Annotated in this window: 16 protein-coding genes and 1 pseudogene; 7 read left to right on the forward strand and 10 right to left on the reverse strand. The window is 72.4% G+C overall.

The features are described 5' to 3' along the window. Nucleotides 1-105: 105 nt before the first annotated feature. Together ACFSJS_RS28050 and ACFSJS_RS16680 are read left to right on the forward strand one after the other, a co-directional pair. Nucleotides 106-339 (forward strand): annotated as a pseudogene (locus ACFSJS_RS28050) (FAD-binding protein); the annotation flags it as partial. A gap of 178 nt (nucleotides 340-517) precedes the next feature. Then, the gene (locus ACFSJS_RS16680) at nucleotides 518-1,588 is read left to right on the forward strand and encodes an SAM-dependent methyltransferase (protein WP_380901053.1); all 1,071 of its coding nucleotides are present in this window, start codon (nucleotides 518-520) and stop codon (nucleotides 1,586-1,588) included. 221 nt (nucleotides 1,589-1,809) lie between these two features. Here the strand turns inward: ACFSJS_RS16680 and ACFSJS_RS16685 are convergent, their stop codons facing one another. Then, nucleotides 1,810-8,112 carry an RHS repeat-associated core domain-containing protein gene (locus ACFSJS_RS16685; RefSeq protein WP_380901055.1) on the reverse strand — a complete coding sequence of 2,101 codons (6,303 nt, stop codon included), beginning with the start codon at nucleotides 8,110-8,112 and terminating at the stop codon, nucleotides 1,810-1,812. A gap of 540 nt (nucleotides 8,113-8,652) precedes the next feature. Between ACFSJS_RS16685 and ACFSJS_RS16690 the strand changes: the two genes are divergently transcribed. Further along, on the forward strand, nucleotides 8,653-9,747 hold the full coding sequence (locus ACFSJS_RS16690; protein WP_380901057.1) for a phage baseplate protein: 1,095 nt from the start codon (nucleotides 8,653-8,655) through the stop codon (nucleotides 9,745-9,747). Between the two features lie 264 nt (nucleotides 9,748-10,011). Here the strand turns inward: ACFSJS_RS16690 and ACFSJS_RS16695 are convergent, their stop codons facing one another. Next, the gene (locus ACFSJS_RS16695; RefSeq protein WP_380901059.1) at nucleotides 10,012-10,308 is read right to left on the reverse strand and encodes a hypothetical protein; all 297 of its coding nucleotides are present in this window, start codon (nucleotides 10,306-10,308) and stop codon (nucleotides 10,012-10,014) included. 357 nt (nucleotides 10,309-10,665) lie between these two features. On the opposite strand from ACFSJS_RS16695, the gene ACFSJS_RS16700 reads away from it, so the two are divergent. Then, nucleotides 10,666-10,899 (forward strand): hypervirulence associated TUDOR domain-containing protein, encoded by a 234-nt coding sequence (locus ACFSJS_RS16700; RefSeq protein WP_380901061.1) that lies wholly within the window; start codon nucleotides 10,666-10,668, stop codon nucleotides 10,897-10,899. After that, nucleotides 10,892-11,236, forward strand: a complete 345-nt coding sequence (locus ACFSJS_RS16705) for a DUF3140 domain-containing protein (RefSeq protein ID WP_380901063.1) — start codon at nucleotides 10,892-10,894, stop codon at nucleotides 11,234-11,236. Before ACFSJS_RS16700 ends, ACFSJS_RS16705 begins: the two co-directional genes overlap by 8 nt. Before the next feature lie 198 nt (nucleotides 11,237-11,434). Here ACFSJS_RS16705 and ACFSJS_RS16710 read toward each other — a convergent pair whose 3' ends face one another. Further along, nucleotides 11,435-12,511 carry an epoxide hydrolase family protein gene (locus tag ACFSJS_RS16710; RefSeq protein WP_380901065.1) on the reverse strand — a complete coding sequence of 359 codons (1,077 nt, stop codon included), beginning with the start codon at nucleotides 12,509-12,511 and terminating at the stop codon, nucleotides 11,435-11,437. Between the two features lie 98 nt (nucleotides 12,512-12,609). Between ACFSJS_RS16710 and ACFSJS_RS16715 the strand changes: the two genes are divergently transcribed. Together ACFSJS_RS16715 and ACFSJS_RS16720 are read left to right on the forward strand one after the other, a co-directional pair. Beyond that, on the forward strand, nucleotides 12,610-13,074 hold the full coding sequence (locus tag ACFSJS_RS16715) for a MarR family winged helix-turn-helix transcriptional regulator (RefSeq protein ID WP_380901067.1): 465 nt from the start codon (nucleotides 12,610-12,612) through the stop codon (nucleotides 13,072-13,074). Between the two features lie 336 nt (nucleotides 13,075-13,410). Beyond that, a complete protein-coding gene (locus ACFSJS_RS16720) occupies nucleotides 13,411-14,850 on the forward strand; it encodes an MFS transporter (RefSeq protein ID WP_380901069.1) in 1,440 nt (479 codons plus the stop codon). A gap of 170 nt (nucleotides 14,851-15,020) precedes the next feature. On the opposite strand, the gene ACFSJS_RS16725 is transcribed toward ACFSJS_RS16720, so the two are convergent. From ACFSJS_RS16725 to ACFSJS_RS16755, 7 genes are all read right to left on the reverse strand, one after another. After that, on the reverse strand, nucleotides 15,021-16,913 hold the full coding sequence (locus tag ACFSJS_RS16725; RefSeq protein WP_380901071.1) for a DUF2264 domain-containing protein: 1,893 nt from the start codon (nucleotides 16,911-16,913) through the stop codon (nucleotides 15,021-15,023). Beyond that, nucleotides 16,910-17,941 carry a hydroxyacid dehydrogenase gene (locus ACFSJS_RS16730; protein WP_380901073.1) on the reverse strand — a complete coding sequence of 344 codons (1,032 nt, stop codon included), beginning with the start codon at nucleotides 17,939-17,941 and terminating at the stop codon, nucleotides 16,910-16,912. The genes ACFSJS_RS16725 and ACFSJS_RS16730 overlap by 4 nt, the downstream gene beginning before the upstream one ends. A gap of 52 nt (nucleotides 17,942-17,993) precedes the next feature. Beyond that, nucleotides 17,994-18,857, reverse strand: a complete 864-nt coding sequence (locus ACFSJS_RS16735) for a carbohydrate ABC transporter permease (RefSeq protein WP_380901075.1) — start codon at nucleotides 18,855-18,857, stop codon at nucleotides 17,994-17,996. Beyond that, complete coding sequence (locus ACFSJS_RS16740; protein ID WP_380901077.1) at nucleotides 18,854-19,843, reverse strand: carbohydrate ABC transporter permease; 990 nt, start codon at nucleotides 19,841-19,843, stop codon at nucleotides 18,854-18,856. The genes ACFSJS_RS16735 and ACFSJS_RS16740 overlap by 4 nt, the downstream gene beginning before the upstream one ends. Nucleotides 19,844-19,868: 25 nt before the next feature. Next, complete coding sequence (locus ACFSJS_RS16745) at nucleotides 19,869-21,200, reverse strand: ABC transporter substrate-binding protein (protein WP_380901079.1); 1,332 nt, start codon at nucleotides 21,198-21,200, stop codon at nucleotides 19,869-19,871. A 117-nt stretch (nucleotides 21,201-21,317) separates the two neighbouring features. Then, nucleotides 21,318-22,412, reverse strand: coding sequence for a substrate-binding domain-containing protein (locus tag ACFSJS_RS16750; RefSeq protein WP_380901081.1), 1,095 nt, complete (start codon nucleotides 22,410-22,412; stop codon nucleotides 21,318-21,320). A 728-nt stretch (nucleotides 22,413-23,140) separates the two neighbouring features. Next, on the reverse strand, nucleotides 23,141-23,674 hold the full coding sequence (locus ACFSJS_RS16755) for a hypothetical protein (protein ID WP_380901083.1): 534 nt from the start codon (nucleotides 23,672-23,674) through the stop codon (nucleotides 23,141-23,143). Nucleotides 23,675-23,752: the final 78 nt, after the last annotated feature.

Below are 23,752 nucleotides of genomic sequence, written 5' to 3' on the forward strand. Positions count from 1 at the left end.
TCGCCGTCCGCAAGCCGGGCGCGGTGCTGCGACCGCGCTCGGCCCGGGACATCGCCGCGGTGGTCCGCTTCCGCCGGGCACACGGCTCACGGTCTCCACCAAGGGCAGGCGCACACCACGCTCGGTCAGGGCCTCACCGGCGGACTCGTCGTCGAGGCCCGGTCCCTGCACCGGATCCACTCGCTCGGTCCGGACGTCGCCGAGGTCGGCGCCGGCGTCCACTGGAAGGACCTGGTCACCGCCGCCTTCGGGCAGCCGCCGGGGCCGACCCCGCCGGCGGTCACCGGGTACACCTCGCTGACCGCGGGCGGAACGCTCCCGGTCGGCGGGCTCGGCCAGTGCGGCATCATCACCAAGGCGGTCGTCGAACTCGTCCCCGCCAGGGAGCGCGCCCGCACCCACGTGCTGGAGCACACCGACAACGCCGCGTTCTTCCCGGGTTCGTGCGGGCCGCGGCCGGCACGCGTACGCGGTATGCGAGTAGGACCGGGCGACGACCTTCGGGGGGAGGAGGTCCATGACGCTCAGCACCGACGGCCCGGAGATCATCGAGCTGCAGGACGAGAAGCAGCGCCGGGAGCGGCAGGTCTTCCTGCTGCCCGGCCTTCCCGAGATGATCAGCGCCATGCACGTCTGCCACGCCGTGCGGGCGATCGCCGAGGCCCCGCTGCCGGAACGGCTGCGCAACGCCCCCCGGCGGCCCGACGACGGCCTGCCAGCCGGCCTCGACCCCGACATCGGTGCGGGTTTCCTGCGTCACCTGGTGAACCGGGGCGTCCTGGAGACCCGCGGTGACGAGTTCTTCCTGACGCGGTTGGGCGAGTTCCTGACCACGGACGTCTCGCTGGCCCGCCTCGGCGTCCACCTGGGCGCGTACGGCGGGGTCACCAGCCGGATCGGCGACCTCACCGGCAAGGCCGTCCACGGCACGGACGTGACGCGCGACGGCGGGCAGCTGATCGTGGACGCCTGTCTGCGCGACCCGTCCCTCACCGGCACCGGTCCGGACATCGACGCGAACGTCATCGCGGTCGCCAACGATCTCGCGCGCCGCCACGGCGTGTCCGACCGGGTGGAGTTCGTCGCCGCGGACGCCTTCGCGCCCAAGACGCGGCCCGAGGTCTGCGCCGAGGCCGACGGGCTGTGCATGATGAGCGCGCTGCACGAGCACTTCCGCAAGGACGAGCAGGCTGTCGTGGACCTGCCGAACGAGGTCTCGGCGAAGTTCCCGCAGCAGAAGGTCCTGCTGATCGGCGAATCGGAGATCCGCCACGACGGCAGGAAGAACGACGACGACTTCCTCCTGATCCACGTCCTGACCGGGCAGGGGCTCCCGCGCGACCGCGCCGCGTGGCTGCCGGACCGGGGCGGGGCCGCACGTCGGTGTGGCCGGGATCGGCGCGCAGACTGCGGAACGCCTGGTGCCCGTGCGGTGGCCGTGCTCCCTCAGCCGCCCAGCACGCCGCTCAGGTTGAGGAGGAACACGCCGGTCCCAACGAGACCGGCGACTGCCCAGATCCCCCGGAACAGGCCGGGTCCGAAGCGCGGGTCCACCCCGCCGGGGGTCATGCTCGCGGTGAGGTCGTAGAGCCGCAGTCCGATGTTCCGGTAGTCGGACGCCACCAGCAGGCCCAGGATTCCGAGCACCGCACCCCACACCAGATGCGGCAGCTGCTCCGCGGGGCCCTCGGCCAGGGGGACGAGTTCGAGTGTGGGGTGCATGGTTTCCATTCCCTGTCGTACGGCCGAGTGACGATACACGAGGGCGCCGGACGCGCTCCGGTCCGGCGCCTGCGCGGGAACCGGACCTCAGTTCCAGAACGTCACCTTGTCGGCGAAGGATCCCACCAGGCCGGCCGCGGCCTCCGGGACGTCCGCGATCCTGGTGACACCGGTGAAGCCGGAACCGAAGTTCACTCCCCCACCGGCGCCGATGCCGAAGCCGGTCGTGATGGAGTGCACGATGTCCCCCCGGGAGTTCCGGGTGCCGAACGTTCCGCGGTGACTGGCACTGACCGGACCGAAGCTCCCGCCGAACCCCGCGGACTCGCCCCTGATCTGGTCGAAGGCGTCGGCGTTGCTGAACACCATCCCCACACCGCCCCAGCCCACGCTCGCCTCCGGCCCGATCTGCCCCTCCAGGGTGCCGGAGAGCCCGTACGCCGCCTTGCCGTCGGGCGCGGTCGTGCGGATCAGGCAGATCGACCCCTCACCGCCGAGTCCGAGGCCGGCGTGGCCGCTGGTGCAGATACCAGCGGTGTTGCTGTAGCTGGCGATGTAGCCGGCGACGTTCGAGATCTTGTCCCCCAGGGAGCCGAGCCAGGGGAGGGACAGGTTGGATCGGGTCGGCACGTTCACCACCGGAGGAGGAGGCGGCAGCTTCTGGGCCTGGTGGGTGGCCTCCATCCGGTCGTACCAGGCGTTGCGATCGAAGCCCGGGGACGTGCCCAGCTCCAAGGGCGGGGACATGTACTTCTCGGACCTCCGCACGTCCTCGGAGCAGTCGCTCGAGCACTTGAAGGCTCTCAGGCCCGAGGGGTCGGTGTACTGCACCGGGTTGTTGAAGGCGTAGGAGTAGGCGCCGACGCCCTGCGGCTTGTACGGCTCGATCAGTTCGTCCGTGCTCAGGAACCGTCCCAGGTCCGCGTCGTACATGCGGGCGCCGAGCAGGGACAGGCCCGTGCTGTCGTCCTCGGCCTTGCCGAGGAAGCCGCGGTCCGTGCCGGAGGGCAGGCCGACCAGTCCACGCTGCTTGCCGAACGGCGTGTAGCGGCGCCGGGTGATCACTCCGGCCATGGACACGAAGAGGGCGCTCGACGCCTGGCTGTCGCTCAGCAGCCAGGTCAAGGTGCCCTCGGCCGAGCCGTCGGCGGTGCGCATCGCGACCGCGGTTCCCGCGACCTCGTAGGTGCGCGTGGCCCTGAGGTCCTGTCCCGCTCGGGCGTGCAGTTCGTGCCCGTCGAGGTAGAGCACGTTCCCCTGTGGGGAGGTGCGCAGCAGGACGTTGCCGTCGATGTCGTACACGTAGGTCGACACCTCGTCGCCGGCCGGCCCAGCACGGGTGATCCCGGTGACGCGCTTCTGCGCGTTCCACTCCAGCGTGGAGGTGACGCCGTCGACCGTGCGGGCGGTCATCTGGCCCGCGTCGTTGTAGCCGAAGGTGTCGGTGCCCGCCCTGGTCACCGCGTGCGGCCGGGGCTGCCCGGGAGTGTACGCCGACTCGTCCGCGCTGTAGCCCGGGTAGGTGTAGTTTCTGACCGTGGTACCGGCGGCTGTGGCGTTCCGCACCGACTGGAGGTTGCCGATCTCGTCGTAGGCGTACGTCGTGTCGTACGGGTCCGGGGAACCGCCGAGGTCCGGGGTGGCCGCGCCGGAGCAGCCGTCGGCGTCCTGGGTGGTCCAGGCCCGGGTGAGCCGGCTCAGCTCGTCGTGGGAAAAGCACTCGCTCTGCCCGGCCAGGGCGTCCCGGACGGCCGTGGTCCGGCCGCCGAGGTCCCGGGTGAACGAGTCGTCCTGCGCCGCCGTGGTCGCGCCGCCCGCCGTGACCGCGGCCTTGGTGCCGAGCAGTGTGCCGGTGCCGTCCGCGTCGTTGTACGTGTAGGTGCGGTTCACCGTGGCGTCCGTGCCGCCGCCCGCCCCGTAGGTGCGGGCGTTCAGGCGTCCCAGGTGGTCGAAGCCGATCGCCGACTGGTAGGTGGCCAGCGGACTGGTGAGCTTCTGCGGGTTGCCCTGCGCGGTGTAGGACGTGGTGACCCTCTCTGCGGGCAGCCCGCCGATCGCCGGGTAGTCGACCGCGGTCAGGTGGTCGGCCCGGTCGTAGCCGTAGCCGAAGGTGTAGCTGCCCGCGAGGCCCGACCCGTCGTCCGGGACGGTGATCCGCTTCCCGGTGACCCGGCCGCGCGCGTCGTACCCGGTGAAAGCCTGCGTGTACGCCTTGCCGCCGGAGTACGTGGTGGTCGAGGCCACCTGGCCCGCGCCGCCCGGTGCCGTGTCGTACGACGTCCTGGAGACGGTCGTGGTGCCCTCGGACACGGTGGTGGGCCGCATCAGCGCGTCGTAGGCATAGGTCAGGGTCCTGTTCTCGGCGTCCGTGGTGGTGGCGACCCGGCCGTTGGCGTCGTAGGTGCTGGTGGAGGCTCCCGCGTCGGGGTCGTTCGTCGCCACCCGGTCCCTCGTCCAGTTGTAGGTGTACCGGGTGGTGTTGCCCTTGGCGTCGGTGATCTTCTTCAGCTGGTTGCTGCGGGTGTACTCGTACGAGGTCGTCGCCGCACCCGTCGGGCCGTGCTCGACGACCTTCGTGATCTGGCCGAACACGTCGGAGTGGGTTTCCCTGCGCTCCCCCGCCGCCGGAACCTCGACGGTGTGGTCGCCGTGGTAGTGGGTCCGCGTGTGGCCGACCGCCTGGACCGCGCCGTTGACGAGGATCTGCGACCCGGTCGTCCGACCGGCCCAGTCGATGATCAGGTCGGTGTAGGAGGGCAGGTCGGCGACGGTGGGCAGGACCATGCCGGAGCCGGGAGCGCCGGAGTTGCGGAACGGTGCGGAGGTGCCGGTGTTGTTGCCGGAGGTGTCGTACCGGATGGACACAACGATGCGCCCGGTGCCGTCGGGGGTCGGCGTCTGGATCTCGCGCCGGCGTCCGAGGCCGTCCAGGTAGGCGTACGTCCTCAGGTAGGTGGTGCCGGACTGGAGGGCGCTGGTGGTCACCCGCGGCGGACCGGTCACCGCGTCCGGGACGCCGTCGGCGTTGGTCGTGGTCGGGATCGTGTAGTCGAACGTCGTCGACGGGTCGCCGTCGGGGTAGTTGCCGACCTCCGTCGGCTTGAACACCCGGTTGAAGCGGCCCACCGCGTCGTGGACGACGCGGGTCGTCCGGCCGTTGGCGTCCAGGACGCGGTAGGGGGTGCCCCACAGGCGGGACGACCAAGTGGTCGTGGACATCGCCGTGCCGGGGCCGGTTCCGTCGGGGTCGGGCGTGGTGACCTTCACTCCGTCGACCGGCCAGGACGTGGCCGGGGAGTAGGTGGTGGTGGTCCGGTTGCCCTTGCCGTCGACGGTCGCGGTGACGCGCCCGCCGGCGTCGTACTCGTACGCGGTCGAGCGGTACTCCGCGGCTTCGGTGTGGACGCGCTTCTCGGTGGGGTTGCCGTCCGACAGGGCGGCGTCGTTGTCCGCGACGGACGCGGCGCCGTCGTACAGGGTCACCGTGTACGCGTCCTGGTTGGCTGCCGCGCGACTGGCGCAGTCGGCCGCGTAGTGCCGCCGCTCGTCCTCCAGCACCATCCAGCGCTTGACGTCGGAGCCCGGGAAGTTGGACGTCTTGTAGGTGCGGCCGTAGGTGGTGCACCGGTTGTCGCCGTGGTTCTCCAGACCCCAGTCGTTGGTGCGCAGCGGCAGGCCGTACGTCGTACTGGTGGGCGACGTGCCGTCGTACTCGTCCTTGACGGTGTGCACCCGCCATCCGGTGGAGGTCCTCTGGTGGGTGGAGGTCTTGCTGTCACGGACGAAACGGGCGTCGGGCAGGCCGTCGTACCGGGCGGTGGTGTGCACCCAGTACTCCTTGAGCACGCGCTCGTGGGAACTGCCGCTGCCATCCCGCTTGCTGGTCTCGATGGTCTTGCCGGCCAGCCAGGGCGAGTCGGTGTAGGCGGTGCCGAAGCCGTCCTCGACCTCGACGCTGCGGGTCGCCGACGGGTCGGTTTTGGAGGTGCGGTCGCCGTCCAGACCGCGGTGGAGCCAGTGGTAGGTGGAGGCGGCGTTGCCCTTGGTGCCGGTGAACACCTCGACCTGCTGGTAGCCGCGCCAGTCGGACCAGGTCTCGTCCTCGTCCTCGGTCAGCGGGTCATTGGTGAACCGCCAGCCGGCGCCGCCGTTGTACTCGTACCGGGTGGTCATGGCCGGGTCGCCGTCGCTGCTCGCGCCCTGGCCGACGCCCGGGTCCTCGGAGACCCGGGTGACCACGTACTTCTTGAACCAGCCGGTGCGGGACTCGGTCGAGCCCTCGGGGGTCCACCTCTGCCAGAAGCAGGGCTGGGTGTTGGAGGACTGGCTGGGCAGGGCGTTGATGTCGCAGGCGTCCGGCTGACCGTAGGTGACGTTCGTGACCGCGCCGAGGTCGCCGTGGATCCTGGTGACCCGGCGGAAGTGGAGAAGGCCGGAGCCGACCTGGTTGTCCTTCCACTCACCGTTGAAGTTGACGACCGGCAGGCGCAGGTCGGGGCCGTCGCCGTAACCCTTGCGCTGGACGTAGTCGAGCCAGAGGGTCTTGCCGACCGTTCCCTCCGGGTTCGGCAGGCCGTACTTCATCTGGTACTGCATCGCCGGGGACCAGGCGGAGCCGTCGTCGTTGCGGACGTAGGTCTTGACGTCCCACAGCATGTCGGTGGTGAAGAACGTCGGGTAGTACGTCATGCCCGCGCAGTGGTCGTCGGACGCCGTGCCGTCGCACATCAGGTCGGTGGGCACGTCCGGGTAGGACTCGGGGTTGCCGGAGATGCCCGGGCAGGCCGCGGGTTCGGTGGTGAGCGGGTCCTTCTCCGCCATGCGCTCCACGCAGCGGCCCACGTGCGTCAGCTCGACCTTCGCGGGGAGCTGGGCTCCGGCGATCTGGGAGGCCCAGCCGTACTCGATGCGGGTCAGATGGCTGCCCGCGTCGTAGGAGCGAGCCTTGTCGGCGTTGACGACCGAGCGGTAGTGGTTCTTCTGCTTGTCGTAGAAGTAGGCGTTCTCGACCTCGTTGGGATCGACGACGCGGTCGAGGTTCCAGCGGTAGGCCTGGGTGCACGGCTCGGGGAACTGGGCGTGGCACGGCTCACCCGTGTCGTTGCCGACCACCGGGATGGTCAGTACGGAGTTCGTGGCGCTGCCGGTGCGTTCGTCGCGTCCCCAGCCGAAGTAGTGGCGCATGCCGTCCTGGCCGGAGATCACCCAGTACTCGTCGTCGCTGCCGTGCCCGCCCCACAGATGCTGCACCCGCCATCCGGGGTCGTCCTGCACATGGTAGGAGCCGGTGCCGTTGCCGTCCTGGACCAGTTGCGAGGTGACGCCGTTGAGGTTGACGACGTACATGGCGCCGTCAGGCTCCCCGGCCGTGTTGGGCGAGTCCCAGCACATGTCGCCGAACGTGGGGTGGCCGTCCTGGGTGCAGTTTCTGTAGCGGCGCTCGATGAAGCCGACGTCGAGGTCCCAACCCATGCCCGCCCAGGACGCCTGGTTGTTGGTGGCGGACGTACGGCCGTCCACGGACTGCGAGTTGTACGACAGGCCGAGCGACGGGGTGGTCCCGGTCGGGGCCTCGGGCAGCCGGAACGGCAGCTCGTAGGTGAACGCGCCCGAGCCGATCGACACGTCCCAGGAACCGGCGGGGTTCAGCGAGGAGGCCCGGTAGTCGCCTTCGTCGGACGACGAACCGGTGGTGACGGCCAGGACCGTGGCGCCCGAAGACGGGCCGGACGCCGAGAACGTGCCCAGCCGGGGACTGCCGTCCTCGGCGGCAGCCTGCGCCGAGGGGTCGGCGTCGGCGAAGACCGTCGCCGACAGGATGCCGGCCTCCTCGTCGTTGTCGGTGGCGACGAAGTGGCGTCGGTCCGGTGAGCAGCCGGTCCTCTCGGGGGTGGTGAGCGCACACGCCGGCATCTGCACCAGCCGCAGGCGCGAGGCGAAGTCCCCGCCGTGTGCGTTGCGGAATCCCGAGTAGTCGACGTCCACCCGCACCGGGCCCGGTGCGGCCTCGCCGTCCGCCCGGGTCACCTTCAGGCCCAGGCCCACACCGCCGACCGGTTTCACCTCCGAGCGGTCCAGCACCTCGACGTCGACGGCGTCGGGCTTCGGGCCGACCAGGGTGAAGGCCTCGGCGCCCGGTTCCCTGCCGATGAGCCGCTCCGTCGACGGGCGCGCGAACTCGTGCTGCGGGGGTGCGCCGGCCTCGACGACCTGCGTGGCGCTCGGAGCCCGCACGGCGACGACGGCGGCTCGGGCCGCCTTGCTCGTCCCGCCGGCGTCGACCACGTCACCCGACGGCGCCACTGCGAGACCTCTGCCGGACCGGGCGCGCGTCAGGTCGACCCGGCCGCGGGCGGGCTCGGGCCAGCGCACGTCGGGTGCTTCGGTCACGGTCGGTTCCGCCTGCTGCCGGGGCGCCGCCTTCACGGTCCGGGACGGCACGTCGACCGCCCGGTCCGTCGGCCCGGCGACGGCCGACGAGGCCACCGCGGCGAACGCCGGCACGGACATGAGGCCTGCCAGCAATCCACCGAAAACGCTCAGGACAACGCCACGTCCGAAAACGTGCACCGCAAACCCCACCCCATCGACTCCGAAAACACGACACGGACCCGGCGGAGCAGGATCACGGCCCGATCTGCTCACCTGCGAACGGTGAAGAGCAATGACCGAAAGATGAACGAACAGGCGACCGGAGAATAACCGAACGATCGACAAGATCCAACCTTCCCCCTCATTCCCCTTCCGGCGGCACGGGTCCCTTTCGCGACAAATCCGGGCACGCGGCCTCCGGGGCCGCTACCCACCGCCGACTCCGGGTGCTTTAATAGCCGGCCACAGACCGTCCGGCCCCGGCGCGCAGAAAGTCCCTTTTCCCCGCACAAGGATGCATGACGGTGGCACTCATCCTTTTCTGGGGGTTTTACTCGCATGTTTGAGCGGAGACGGATCCTGAAGCTGGCGGGCACCGCGGCCGCAGCGGCGGCCGTCCCGGCAGTGGCCGTGGCGGCGCGGGGTTTCGCCCATTCCGCCGACGCCTCGCAGGCCGGGGTCACAGCGGGCGCGGTACCCGGCACGAAGCGGTTCGACCTCTCCGCCCCGTCCGAGAGACTGCTGCGCGAGGTGAGCCTCACCGAGACCCGCGTCCTGCAATCGCTGGCCTTCGACAATTCGCGGGGGCACATTTTCTTCGTGCAGCTCGTGGACGGCGGACGGCAGCTCCCCGGCGAGTCCCGCGCCTACACCGGCGCCGAGCGCGGCGCCAACGGCGACCTGTGCGTGACCCGGACCGACCTCGGCGGGAACATCATGGGCGCCATGTATCTCAGGGGGTTCGGGCACGGCGTGCAGATCGGTGTGGAATCCACCGAATCCGGGAGTTTCCTGTGGACGGAGACCAAGGCGGTCAAGACGCAGAACCCGGACGGCACGCACACCGGCTGGGGCAGTCGCCTCGCGCGGTTCAAATTCGCGAACGGAACCGTCCTCACGCCCGAGTCGCCGGCCCTCGCTCAGTTCGCACTGGAGGAGGGTGTCGACCGCACCACCGTGACACTCGACCCGGTGCACCAGCGGCTCGCGGTCCGCTGCCGGGTGAGCGGAGCCTTCCGGTACCGCCTGTACGATCTGGCCGCCTTCAAGGCCGGCGGCCGGACCACTCTGGCCGACGTCGCGCAGCCCGCCGACCTCCAGCCCGGCCACCCGGACACCTTCCAGGGCTTCGCCGCCTTCGGGAATCACCTCTACCTCCTGGCCGGCACCCAGTACGGCAAGGACGGTTCGGTCAGCCCCGACGGCAACACCTTCATCACCTGCGTCGACTGGAACACCGGCGCCGTGGTGGAGCAGGAGCTGACCAGGGCCGGATACAGCCTGCCGTACCGCGAGCCGGAGGGTATGGCCATCCAGGTGCCCGACACCGCCAACCCGCAGGCGGTGCGGCTCTGTTCGGGATTCGCCTCGGTCACGTCCGGCACCGACTCCCGCAAGCGCGCGAGCGTCTACTACAAGGAGACGCTCGTCTGACGCTCGGGCAGCCGCGGTCGGCCGGGACGGGGTCCGCCGGGTGGGGCGAGCCGGGACGGTTCCGTGGGAGCAGGGGACGCCCCGTGCGGTGTGCCGTCCGAGTCGTGGCCCGCGGCGCGGCACGGCCCGGCTCGCCTCTGAAGGGCCGAGCCGCACGGGCGGACCGCCGGCCCGGCAGCCCGCCTTCCGGTCACGGCGCCGGGTACACCGAATGCCCCGGTCCCGGTGCCCGCAACGTCACGGGCACGACGGCGAAGCCGGTCCTCAGTGCTCGTCCCAGTGCCCGTCGTGGCCGGCGTGCCGGCACCCGTCGTGCACGTAGTCGGTGTGATCCCCGTGCGGGACGGCCAGGTGGCCGCAGCCCTCACCGTGCCGGTGCGGGTGGTCACCGTGGACTGTGTGGCCTTCGGGCTCGCACTCGTCGACGTGGCCCTCGTGGATGCGGTGGAGATGGCCTTCGTGCACGTAGTCGGTGTGATCTCCGTGCCCGAAGGCAACATGACCGCACCCCTCACCGTGCCGGTGGGGGTGCCGGGTATGGGGAGCGTGCGTGGTGGCCATGGCCTTTCACCCGCCTTGGGTGGCAGATTCGGTCTTCGGGTCCTGGTTCCAGGGTCCTCCCGGGCGGACCGTTCCCCAAAACCCGCCGCGCCTCCTCGCCCTGCGCCGTCGACGGCCCGGTCACCCGGGCCCGTGCCACCCGCAGCCGCGGTCGGCACGGGAAACCGGATCCGCGAAGCCGACGCGCAGGTGAGCGGCGTCCAGGAGACCCCCACCCGCGGACGCCGAGAGGGCGGACCTCGACCTCACCGGCCACCGAGTGCCGTTTTTCGGCGAACTCACCAAAAGACACGAAACCCATAAAAAGTTACAATGTGGATGAATCCTGGTTCTGCTGCCTTCCCTGCAGGAGGAACGATGGCGAAGAAGAGCGGGAAGCCGCGCAAAGGCGACAGGGTCGCCTGGAAGAGCCACGGCGGCGAGGCCACCGGCCGGGTCGAGGAGGAGATCACCTCGCGCACCGAGGCCGCCGGCCGCACGGTGAACGCCTCCCCCGACGACCCGCAGTACCGGGTGCGCAGCGAGAAGTCCGGCAGCGACGCGGTCCACCGCCCCGACGCCCTCCACGAGAAGGGCTCCGAGGATGACTGAGCACCGGGGCGACCGCGACGAGACCGTCGCCGAGTTCAAGAAGCTGGTCAACCTCACCCCCAGGCAGCTCGAGGAGTGGCTGGAGCGGGACGAGTCCGAGGCCGCCGGTCAGCACAAGGACGGCGGGGAGAGCACCGGCCACGCCTCCGGTCGGCGCATCGTCGACCTGCTGCGGACCTCGGCGTCCGACCTGAGCGACGACGACGTCGCACACATGCGCAAGGTGACCGGCTACATCAAGCGGCACCTGGCCCAGCGGCCCTCCGGCGACGTCGCCGACACCACGTGGCGCCACTCGCTGATGAACTGGGGGCACGACCCGCTCAAGGGCTCCTGACCCCACTTCCCGCACACCGGCAAGTGGGGGCTGCGCTCGCCCCGGGCACGCAGGGGGTGCGGCGGTGGCCGGCGGTCCCGTGCGGTCCCCCGTCCCCCGTCCGTCGGCCGGCCGGCCCGGGTGTGCACCGCTCCGTACGGGACGGGGCCGGGGCAGGGCCCGGCCGCCCCTGCGGACACCTCGTCGTACAGGCCGTGCTCAGCGGTCGAGGAAGAAGTCCCGGATGTCCCGGGCGAGCAGCTCCGGCACCTCCATCGCGGCGAAGTGGCCGCCGCGGTCGAACTCCGACCAGTGCCTGATGTCGTACAGCCGCTCGGCCAGCGGTCGCACCGGCTGTGTGATGTCGTGTGCGAACACCGCCACGCCCACCGGCACCGGGCACGGCTCGGTCCGCCGCGGCGCCTCGCGGTGCAGCCGCGCCGAGGAGGCCGCGGTGGCGGTCAGCCAGTACAGCGAGACGCCGGTGAGCATCCGCTCGTCACCGACGGCCGAGCGGGGGTCGGTCCACTGCGCGAAGCGCTCGGCGATCCAGGCCAGCTGGCCGACCGGTGAATCGGTCAGCGCGTAGCCGATGGTCTGCGGGGCGGTGGCCTGCAGGGCCTGGTACGGCGGGCGGTTCGCCATCAACTGCCGGACCTTGTCGAGCCGGGCTTCGTCCGTTTCGGACAGTTCGATGCCGGCATCCGGGTCCGGCCGGGTCGGCAGGTAGTTGACGTGGACCCCGGCGACCCGCCCGGGTGCCACCGCGCCGAGCGCCAGGGAGATGCCCGAGCCGAAGTCGCCGCCCTGCGCGCCGTAGCGCTCGTACCCGAGGCGGCGCATCAGCTCTGCCCAGGCCCGCGCGATGCGGGCGATGTCCCAACCGCGCTGACGGGTCGGCCCCGAGAAGCCGTAGCCCGGGATGGACGGGACCACCAGGTGGAAGTCGCGTGACAGCGGCTCGATCACGTCGAGGAACTCCAGGAACGAACCGGGCCAGCCGTGGGTGAGGACCAGCGCGAGCGCGTCCGGCTTCGCGGACCGGACGTGGACGAAGTGGATGTCCTGCCCGTCGATCTCGGTGGTGAAGTGCGGAAGCTCGTTGAGCTCGGCCTCATGCGCCCGCCAGTCGTAGCCGGTGCGCCAGTACTCGGCGAGCTCCTTCAGTCGCGCCAGCGGGAAGCCGTAGTCCCACCCGGCGCCGGCGACCTCGTTGGGCCAGCGGGTGCGGGCGAGACGGTCGGCCAGGTCGTCGAGGTCGGCCTGGGGGATGTCGATGCGAAACGGCTTGATCACGGTCTTCACTCCGGAGGGGTCCACGCGACGCCAAAACATTAGTGTCACTAACGAAAGTAGACTGTTAGTGTCACTAACGCAACAGAGGGAGGACCTCCATGAGCCCGAGCCCCGACCCCGCCCCGGTCCGGCTGCGCACCGTCCCCAGCCGCCTGCTCGCCGGAGCCGCGGCCGTCGCCGACCGGCTCGTCAGCGAGCGCCTGGCCGCCGAAGGCGCCCGCAAGTGGCACTTCGCCGTGCTGGTCGCGCTCGCCGAGGCCGGCGCCGCCAGTCAGGCCGGACTCAGCCGCCGTACCGGCATCTACCGCAGCGACATGGTCGCCGTCCTCAACGAGCTGGCCGACGCCGGATGCATCCGCCGCGAACCCGACCCCGCCGACCGCCGCCGCAACGTCATCACCCTCACCCCCACCGGCCGCCGCCACCTGGAGCGTCTCGACACGCTCGTCACCGAAGCCCAGCGTGAACTCCTCGCCCCCCTCACCCCCGGCCAGCAGGACGACCTCGTCCGCCTGCTCATCGCCCTGACCGAGCACCACCGCCCCCCGCACGGCGCGCCATAGCCCCACCCGCACCGCCCCGGGGCGAGCGACGCGGCGGCCCCCCGGACGAATCCGTCCGGGTCGGCGAAGGAGCCGGCGGTACCACCGAGGACGACGCGGTGCGAGCCGGCGCCGCCGGGGGCGTTCCACCGGCCCGGCGCCGGCGGCGCCTCGTCCGTCACCGCCCAGAGTCTCACATCATGGACAGTATCCAACCATCTCGTGAGATGCGTGAGATCGTTGCGGCGCCCGCACCGGTCGCGCGGCCTTGCCACGAGGGGAGCCTGCGCCACCGTGCGGGACCGCCGGCCCTCCACGTCGGCGGCCGAGCTCCACCCTCGTGGGAAAGTCCCAGACATGTCCGCTCCCGCCACCGGGCCCGCCCAGGCACAGCTCCAGTCCCCGTCGCAGTCCCCGGCCGAGGCCGCGCCCGTCAACTCGCGCTCCCGCGTCCTGGTCGCCAGCCTCGTCGGCACGACGATCGAGTTCTACGACTTCTACATCTACGCGACCGCCGCGGTCCTGGTCTTCCCGGTGCTCTTCTTCCCGAGCAGCGACGCGACCACGGCCCTGCTCTCCTCCTTCGCGGTCTTCGGCGCGGCGATGGTCGCCCGCCCGATCGGTGCGATCGTCTTCGGGCACCTCGGCGATCGCCTCGGCCGCAAGGGCACCCTGGTGGCCTCGCTGCTCACCATGGGCATCGCCACCTTCCTGATCGGTGTTCTGCCCACCTACGCGCAGGCCGGCTGGGTCGCCACGGCGCTGCTGGTGGTGATGCGGCTCGCGCAGGGCTTCGCGCTCGGCGGCGAGTGGAGCGGCGCGGCCCTGGTCGCCACCGAGAACGCACCCGCCGGGAAACGCGCGCTGTGGGGCACGTTCCCGCAGCTCGGGGCCCCGCTCGGGTTCATCATCGGCAACGGCCTCTTCCTGGTCATCGGCGCGCTGCTGCCCTCCGCGGAGGGCGCCGACCCCTCGCAGCCCTCCGACGCCTTCCTGAGCTGGGGCTGGCGGATCCCGTTCCTGTTCTCGGCCGTCATGGTCGCGATCGGCCTGTGGGTGCGGATGCGCCTGGTCGAGTCGCAGGTCTTCGCGAGGACGCAGGAGGCCGGCACGGTCCGCAAGCTGCCGCTGGCCACCGTCTTCCGCCACCACTGGAAGCAGTTGGTCCTCGGCACCTTCGCGATGCTGGCGACGTACGTCCTCTTCTACCTGATGACGACGTTCTCGCTGAGCTACGGCCGCACCGCCGAGGACGCGGACGTCCCGGGCCTCGGCTACAGCTACACCGCCTTCGTTCTGATGATGATCTTCGGTGTGCTGTTCTTCGCCGCGTTCACCCTGGTCTCCGGCCCGCTCGCCGACACGTACGGCCGCCGCAGGACCCTCGCCTGGGTCACCGCCGGCATCATCGTCTTCGGCCTGGTCTGGGTACCGCTGATCGGCCTGGGCACGCCCGGCGTGGTCCTGTGGCTGGTCCTGGGCTTCACCCTGATGGGCATGACGTTCGGCCCGATGGGCGCGCTGCTCCCGGAACTCTTCCCGACCAGCGTCCGCTACACCGGCTCCGGCATCTCCTACAACGTCAGCTCCATCCTCGGCGCGGCCGTCGCCCCCTTCGTCGCGGTCGCCCTCTGGGAGGCCGGCGACGGCTCCCCGTGGCTGGTCGGCGTCTACCTCTCCGTGATGGCCGTCCTCACCCTGACCGCCCTCCTCATCGGCAAGGAGACGAAGGACATCGCCCTGGACGAGGGCGAGGCCCCGACGGCCCCCGCCCGTGCCGAGGCCCCGTCCGCCTGACACGGACCGAGCCCGGCGGACGCGGCGGTGCCCGCGGCCTGTTCCGGCCGCGGGCACCGTCACATCCGGCGGCCTCCTCCACCGCCCGGCCGAGCGAAGCCCTCGCCACCTGCCGCGCAGCGGCACGCCGTCGGGGAGGGCCCCGTCCGCGCTCCGCCGCGCGGCAGGGGTCAGCCTTCCGCGTGGGTCACCCGCACCGGGTCGAAGGCGACCCGGGTGCGCGCGCCGCCCGCCCAGACGACCTCGACGCCGGTGGCGTCGGCGGTCGTCGCGGTGACGGCCTCCGCCAGGGGGACGGGGCCCGGTCCGGTGGTGAGGACGGCCAGGCAGGCGTATGGCGCGGTGCCGTCCGCCGCGCCGGTGAGGCGCGGCATCCGGGCCCAGCGCGTCCAGGCGGTGCCCTGCGGGGCGCGCACCGTCTCCGGGGCGGGATCCCAGCCGTGCAGGGGGTGCAGCGCCGAGACCAGGTCCTCCTCCGGCCCGGTGGCCCAGCCGGTGTGCGTGACGCGGGCCCCGGCCGGCGCGCCGACCACCCGGTGCACCCGCAGCTCGTACGGGCCCCGCGCCACCGTCACGCTCTCCACCCGCAGCCCCGGCACCATCGGCGGCCCGCCCGCGAACACCGGCCGGTGCCAGGACGCCGCCCAGCCCCAGCCCTCGCCGCACCCCGCCCCCAGAGGGTGGATGCGGCGCCGTACGCTGCGGCGGCCGTCCACCTCGACCGACAGGTGGTTGTCGGCGGCGTTGCCGGGGGCCGTCGGGCCGGTGCGGGTCGAGTAGGCCTGGCGTCCGTAGTGCGGGTCCTCCTCGGCGGCCGACTCGCCCTCGTGCGGCCGCACGTGGTCGCTGCCGTGGTTGTGCAGCCGTACGATCCCGTCGTCGCGCGTCGACTGCACCAGCAGCCCGGGCACCGGCAGGGCGAGGACCCGGTCGGCCTCCTCCACCGGTGCGGCCTGCTCCACCTCCGTCCACAGCGGATGGTCCGCCGGTGCCAGCAGCGACACGAACGCCTTCGACGCCCAGTACGGGGAGGCAGGGCCGGAGTACGACTGCAGCGTCGCCTCGTGCGGGCCGTACCAGCCCGGGCTCAGCAGCCCGTCCCCGGTCAGCGCCCCGCGGTCGAGGAAGTGGCGCAGGGTGCCGCAGACCAGGCGGCGGGAGGCGCCCGGCGTCAGCGGCGTGTGCCCGGTCAGCGCGCCCAGTCCGACGGCCGCCGAGGCCGCGAAGCGGTAGGTCAGCGACCGGCCGAAGTGCAGCGGCGCCCCGTCCGCGCCGAACATCGCCGCGAACCCCTCCAGGTGGGCGCGGAGGCGGGCACCGTACCGGGCGCCGAGGTCGCCGTCCCCGGCCAGGTGGGCGTCGAGCACCGGGTACAGGTGCAGGGCCCAGCCGTTGTAGTGGTCGAAGGCGCGGCCGTCCCCGTCGGCGTACCAGCCCCCGCCCAGGTACCAGCCCTCCATCAGCTCCAGCGCCCGCTCCCGCGCCGCGGCGGTCTCGGCGTCGCCGCGGCCCACGGACTCCAGGAACCCGGCCACCGTGTAGGGGAACAGGTACCAGTTGTTCGGCGCGGGGGCGTGCCGCAGCGCCCCGCGCAGCCACTCCTCCGCCCGGTCCCGCACACCCTCGTCGAGGTTCTCCCACAGCCAGGGCGCGGTCAGCCGCAGGCCGAGCGCGACCGAGGCCGACTCCACCATCGGCTGGCCCTGTACGTCGTGGTCGAGGATCAGCGGCCAGGACTCGGTGTCGTCGCGGCCCGGTGTGCGGGTGCCCGCGGCCAGGCCCCGCGCGTAGCGGTCCAGCCAGCCGTGCGGATCGCCGCCGCCGGCGCCCGCCACCCGGAACGCGGCCGCGAGGAAGGTGCGCGCGTAGCCCTCCAGGCCGTCGGAGCGCACCCCGGAGCGGGAGGGCCGGCCCGGCAGGTCGAGCAGGGCGCCGCCCGGGGTGCTCCAGCGCCAGGCCGCTGCCAGCAGCCCGTCCGCCACCGCCTCCCAGTGGGCTCGGGTGTAACCGGTGTACGGGCTCGACGCACGGTCCTCGGCGGGCAGGTCGAACGGGATGCTCATGCGATGAAGGCCAGCCTTTCGCGTCGTACGGGATGGAGGAAGCCGGACCCGGCCGCCCAGCGGGCGGTCTCGGCCAGGGCGAGGTCGGCCAGCCGGCGCCACTCGTTGCCCTGGGACCCGGCGAGGTGGGGGGTGATCAGCACGTTCTCGCAGTCCCACAGCGGGTGGTGCGGCGGCAGCACCTCGGGGTCGGTGACGTCGAGCACCGCCCGGATGCGGCCCGCCAGGGCGGCGTCGGTGAGCGCCTCCTGGTCGACGACCGCGCCGCGCGAGGTGTTGATCAGCACGGCGCCGTGCGGCATCGCGTCGATCAGGGAGCGGTCGACCAGGCCGCGCGTGGCCGGCAGCAGCGGGGTGTGCACGCTGACGGTGTCGCAGCGCGCGAACAGCTCCGGCAGCTCCACGCGCCGGACGCCGAGGCCGGCCGCGTCGGCGTCGCCGACGTAGGGGTCGTACAGCAGAACCTCGAGGTCGTGCGGACGCAGCAGCTCGATCACCCGGCGGCCGATCAGGGAGGCGGACAGGATGCCGACGGTGCGGTGGTAGTTGCCGACGCCGCACGGGGTGTGCAGCCAGTTCCCGCGGTCCCGGGAGGCACGGTACTCGCGGGCCCGCTCCAGCACCTGCTTGCCGGTGAGCAGGATCATGCCGAGGGTGTACTCGGCCACCGGCACGGCGTTGGCCGCGGCGGCGGAGGACACCTCGATGCCGCGCTCCCAGCAGGCGTCGGTGACATGGCCGCGGACGCTGCCCGCGGTGTGCACCACGGCCCGCAGCCTCGGGGCCGCGCTCAGTACGGGGGCGTCCAGGGGCGGACAGCCCCAGCCGGTGATCAGCAGGTCGACGTCGGTGAGCACGGAACGGGCCCGCTCGGTGGTCAGGTCGTCCAGCACCGGGGGCGGGACGAGATCGCAGACCGCGCCGAACGCACGGAGCACCTCGGGGTCGAGGACGGCCGCGGCGGCGTCCGGGGACATGGCCAGGGCGGCGCGCGGCCGGAAGCCGGGGCCGGGTGTTGCCTCGCTCATGGGGAAGGAGGGACTCCTCACTCGGTCGGGCCGCCGGGCCGGGGGCCCGGGGCTACTTGACGGATCCCGCCGTCAGGCCGCTGCGCCAGAAGCGCTGGAGCAGGACGAAGGCGAGGATCAGCGGCAGGACGGCGAGCAGCGAACCCATGATCACCACCGGGTAGTACTCCGGGGAGACCGACGCCGAGCTGTTCCACGCGTACAGGCCGAGGCTGACCGGGTACAGGTCCTGGTCGGACAGCATCACCATGGGCAGGAAGAAGTTGTTCCAGATCGCGGTGAGCTGGAACAGGAAGACGGTGACCAGCCCGGGCCCGAGCATGCGCAGCGCCACCCGGACGTAGGCGGTCAGCTCGCCGGCGCCGTCCATGCGCGCCGCCTCCAGCACCTCGTCCGGGACGTAGCCCCGGCTGAAGATCCGGCCGAGGTAGACCCCGAACGGGTTGAACAGGACCGGGATGAACACCGCCCAGAAGGTGTTGACCAGGCCGGTGCCCGAGGCCATCAGGTACAGCGGCAGCGCGAGCACGGTCTGCGGGACCATGACCGCCGCCAGCACCAGGCCGAACAGTTTCTCCTTGTGCCGGAAGGCGTACTTGTCGAAGGCGTAGCCGCAGGCCACACCGGCCAGCGCGCCGACGGCGGCGCCGACCACGGCGTACAGCAGGCTGTTGGCGTACCAGCGCCCGTACTGGCCGCCGTCCATGGCGAGCAGGTCGCCGAGGTTGGACGGGAACGAGAAGTCGCTCAGCGACAGCAGGTCGCTGCCGAACAGCGCGTCGCGGTTCTTGGCGGCGGCGAGCACCAGCCACAGCACGGGCAGCAGCGTGTACAGGACGGACAGGGCGACGACGGCGTTGACCGTCGCGCGGCCGAGCAGGCGGGAGCGCGGCAGGGTGCCGCCGGTGGCGCTCATCGGGCCTCCTCGGCGGTGTCGGCGCGGCCGGTGAAGCGGGTGACGCCGTAGGACAGGGCGGCGGTGAAGGCCAGCAGGACGACCGAGGCGGCTGCCGCCAGGCTGTAGTTGTTGCGGGTGAACGCCGCGTCGTAGATGTACATGCTCGGCGAGAACCGGGAGCTGATCATGGGCGAGGACTGGCTGAGCAGCATCGGCTCGGTGAACAGCTGGAGCGCCCAGATCAGGGTGAACATCGCGACCATGACGATCGAGGCGCGCACCAGCGGGGTCTTGACCTGGAGCGCCGTGCGCACCGGGCCCGCGCCGTCCACGACGGACGCCTCGATCACCTCGCGGGGCACGGCCTGCAGGGCGGCGTAGAAGACCACCGTGTTGTAGCCGAGGTTGCTCCACAGCGCGATGTTCACGATGGAGGGCAGGACGGTGTGCACGCCCAGGAAGTCGACGGTGATGTCGGCGCGGGCGAACAGGTCGACGACCGGGCTGATGCCGGGCGTGTACAGGTACAGCCAGATGAGGGCGGCGATGATGCCGGGGACGGCGTGCGGCAGGAACAGGCCGAGCTGGGCCCAGGAGCGCAGTCTGACCACGCCGGAGTCCAGCAGCAGGGCGAGGACGAGCGCGCCGGCGACCATGAGCGGGATGTAGACGAGGCAGTACAGGGCGACGGTGCCGAGTCCGCCGAGGAACGTGGGGTCGGTGACGACGGCGGCGTAGCTGCGCAGTCCGACGAAGACCGTGCGCTCGGGGCCGAAGCCGAGGCCGGGCTGGTCGTCGCTGTAGAGGCTCAGGTGGACGGCCGTGCCGACGGGGATCAGGAAGACGGTGACCAGCAGGGCGAAGAACGGCGCCATCAGCACGCCGCAGGCGGTCATCTGGCGGCGCCGGGCCGCCTTGCGGGCTCGCACGGAGGAGGGCGCCGGAGCGGGGGCGGCCGCGTTCGGCGCGCCGGCCGGTCCCCGGGGCCGGATGGTCGTGGTCATGGGGCGTCACCTGCCTTTCGGCGGCTCAGGTGCTGTGCTGGGTGGTGGACAGGCCCAGGGCCTTGAGGTCGGGCATGGTGCCTTCCTGTGCCGTGCGCATGGAGTCGATGAGGCTGCCCTGGCCGGCGCCGACGCGGGCGAAGGAGTCCTGCATGATCTTCTGTGTGGCGCTCATCCGCGGGCCCCACACCCAGCCCTCGCGGATCTTGTCCGCCTCCTGCTCGAAGAGCCGGTAGACGTCCTGGCCGCCGTAGTAGGAGCGGTCGAACGCCTCGCGTCCCACGGCGACCAGGTCCGGAGCGGCCGGGTACTGGCTGCTGGTGCCGCTGGAGAGCCGGGCGCGCAGGGCGTCGGGGTGGGAGACCTGCCACTCGATGAACTCCATGGCGGCCTCGGGGTGCCGGCTGTCCTTGGTGACGGCGAAGGTGGAGCCGCCGTGCGTCCCGACGGCCGGGCTGCCGAGGTCCCACTGCGGCAGCGGGGCGATCCGCCACCGGCCCCTCTGCCCGGGTCTCGCGTTCATCTGCGCGCCCGCGTCCCAGGCACCGCTGAGGCGGGTCAGCACCAGGCCGTCGCCGATCTGGGCGTCGGCCTGCCTGCTCTCGACGGCGTTCACGAACACGTCGTCGCGGTCGATCAGTTCCTGCCAGTACCGCGCGACACGCCGGGTGGGCGCGTCGGCGAGGGAGACGTTCCAGGCGCCGCGGGAGGTGTCGAACCAGTGGGCGCCCGCCTGCCAGGCGTACGCGGCGAACTGCGTCATGCCGTCCGTCGGGAACAGCGCCAGCCGCCGGCCGGGCGCCCTGCGGTGCACACCGCGGGCCAGGCCGGCGAACTCCTCCCAGGTCCGCGGGACCGTCAGTCCGTAGTGGTCGAACAGGTCGGCGCGGTAGTGCATCACCATGGGCTCGACGTCCAGCGGCACGCTGAAGACCCGTCCCTCGAAGGTGGTCAGTCCGAGCGCCTGCGGCAGCAGCCTGCGGCGCAGGCCGTCACCGACGAGGTCGGTGACGTCCCGGGCGACGCCGTCGATGGCGTACCCCGGCACCTGCGGGTACTCGATCGTGGCCACGTCCGGGGCGTTGCCGGCCCGGGCCGCGTTGCTGAGCTTGGCGTAGCCGCCCTGCCCTCCGGAGGGGATCTGCTGGAAGTCGACCCGGATGCGGTCGTGCGTGCTGTTGAACGCGTCGACCACTTCCCGGCTGCCGCGCAGGGCGGACCAGAAGGTGATGCGCGTGGTCCTGCTCGTGCCGCCCGGCCGGGCCCCGTCTCCTCCGCTGCAGGCGCCCACGGCTCCTGTCAGTGGTGGGGCGGCCATCGCGGTGAGCACGGACCGGCGGCTGTGTCGACCAGGCATGGCGCCTCCCGCGGCTCCTGCGCATCCGAGACACGCTTGGTGGGGACACCGGAATCCTCATCACCCGAGCCGAAGCGGTCAATAGACCGATCAGAAGAAAATGAAACGATCAAACGATCAGTCGGATGACCGGCCCGCCGCGCGGGTCGAGCCCCGCACCGACAGCCGCGGCAGCAGCTCCACCCGCCGCACGGCCGCCCCGCGGGAGTCCGTCAGCCGGCGCAGCAGCAGCTCGGCGGCCACCCGTCCCACCTCCGCCCTGGGCGGCGAGACGGCGGTCAGCGGCGGCGTGCCGAGGCCGGCCACCACGTCGTCGTACGCCACCACCGAGCAGTCCTGCGGCACCCTGACCGCTTCCTCCGCCAGCCGCTGGACGATCATCAGCGCGTCCACGTCTCCGTGCAGCACCATCGCGGTCGCACCCACCTTGCGCAGCAGCACCGGCAGGTCGGCCGTCTCGTCCGCCGCGTACGGCCCCTCGTCGCCGGCCTCGGGCGAACTCAGCGCCCACGCCCACTCCTCCACCAGCGGGTGCGCGGCGGCGATCTGCGCGAAGGCGGCCCGCAGCGTGCGGGCGGTCGGACTGTCGTCCCGCGTGGCGAACACGACGCGCCGGTGGCCGAGCCCCACCAGGTGCTCCACCGCGAGACGGGCGCCGTACCAGTGGTCGGAGCACACCGAGTCCAGGGCGTGCAGCGCGCTGCCCGGCCGCGGGCGCCGCTCCATCAGCACCGTCGGCACGTCCAGCCCGGCGAGCCACCCGTAGTCGCCCTCCTCGTCCGCGCGGCCGCGCCACCGGGGCGCCAGCAGCAGCCCCCGCGCGCCGTCCGCGAGGGCCCGCTCCACCAGCGGACGCTCGGCACCGGCGACCTGCGGGGCGATGTGCAGCGCGAAGCGCAGACCGGCCTCCTCCAGCACCGTGCGGGCGCCGTGCAGGGTCTCGGTCAGGTACGTGTGCCGCTCCGGCACCACCACGGCCACCCGGTCCCCGTCCGCCACGTCGCCCGCGGGCACCTCGGGGGCCGGCACCGTGGAGCGCACGACGCCGTGCCCCCGGCGCAGCCTGCCCTGCCGGGTCAGCTCCTCCACGTCCCGGCGCACCGTCACCACGGAGACCTGCAGCTCGTCGGCGAGGTCGCGCACCCGTGCGGTACCGCGCGCCTGGACCGCGGCCAGGATCCGCTGACGCCTGAGATCGACCGGTTCCCGCATCGGGCCCTCCCCGACTGGCGATGTTCGTTTGAACGTTTCTCGCATCATCATACGATCGTTGCGTCGGAGGGGCGCGGCGGCGGACACCGGCCGCCGGACGGGCACGGCCATCGCTCCCGGCCGCAGCGAGGACAGCACGGGGGCGAGTTCGTGTTCGCGCGGCGCCGGCGGAGCGAGGACCGGGCGCGCGCCGAGTCGGATCAGGGCGGACACGAGGACGACGAGCCGGGGCCGGTTGGGGAGCCGCACGAGTACGTTCTCGCCGGGGTGCGTCCGCAGCGCGCCGGCCGGGCGGCGCAGCCCGGCACCGCGGCGTCCGGGTCGCCCCCGGTCAGGACCGGGTCCGGCCCGTCCCCGCCCGGGGCGTCGGCGAGCTGCCGCAGGGTGTGGTCGTGCTCGCCCCGGAGGTCGACGCGGACGCCGGACCGCTCGGAGAACCCGGTCTTCCCGTTGCGTGATGCCGACCGAGCCGGGCCCGAGGTGGGCGCGCAGGAGCGCGTCCTCGCGCAGGTGTCCCCGTTCGATGCCCGGCTCGGGGAGGATCCTCCGCACGTCGTCGACGTCCGGCAACCGGCTCTCCCCGTCGGGCCGAGGGAACGTTTCGGTGGTGGGACGGCCCGGGCGGCGGGCCGCTCGCGGTCCGCCGCCCGGGCCGGCACGGCGGCCGGAGCAGCGGGATCGCGGGTCCCGCTGTCCGCCGCGTCCGGTGACCGGCCGCGCGGGCGGCCTCAGACGACGGTGAGCGTCGTCACCCCGGTCGCGCCCGTGACACCGGTGGTCAGGCACAGCAGCAGGGCCGGCTGCGGAAGGGTGATGACCTGGGTCGCCGTGCGGCCCACGAAGCGGCCCTGGACGACGGTCCCGGTGAGCGTGGTGACCACCTGCCCGGCGACCGCGGTGCTGCTGCCCTCGGCTTCGACGACGCTGGTGTCGCCGGTGTTCCACGTGAAGGTCCGAGGGCCCCGGAACCCGTCGAGGAGGTCGTTGCAGCCGGCGTGGAGGGTGAACCGCTCCCCGTACGCCCCGCTCGCCACCTCCCCCGTGCCGTCGACGCACGAACCGAGGCGCCCGTCGGTGGTGACGTCGACGTCCCGCGGCTGGAAGGTGATCCCCGGGCTGTAGGTGACGGACTCGGTCCCCTGGCACTGCAGCAGCGCGAGTGGTTCCGCGCGGACGGGACCGGCGGCCAGTGCGCCGGTGCAGAGCACGGCGGCGGCGGTTGCCAGGACTGCCGGGCGTGCCCGTGATCCCATGGCGGACATGAGGGGGCCTCCTTCGCGGTGAGCGGCGTGGTGTGCGGTCGGGGTGATGCCCGGTACGCCTGTTCGCAAGACGGGCGT

Origin of the sequence: Streptomyces desertarenae, from assembly GCF_042681365.1 — a bacterium.
GTDB lineage: Bacteria > Actinomycetota > Actinomycetes > Streptomycetales > Streptomycetaceae > Streptomyces > Streptomyces desertarenae.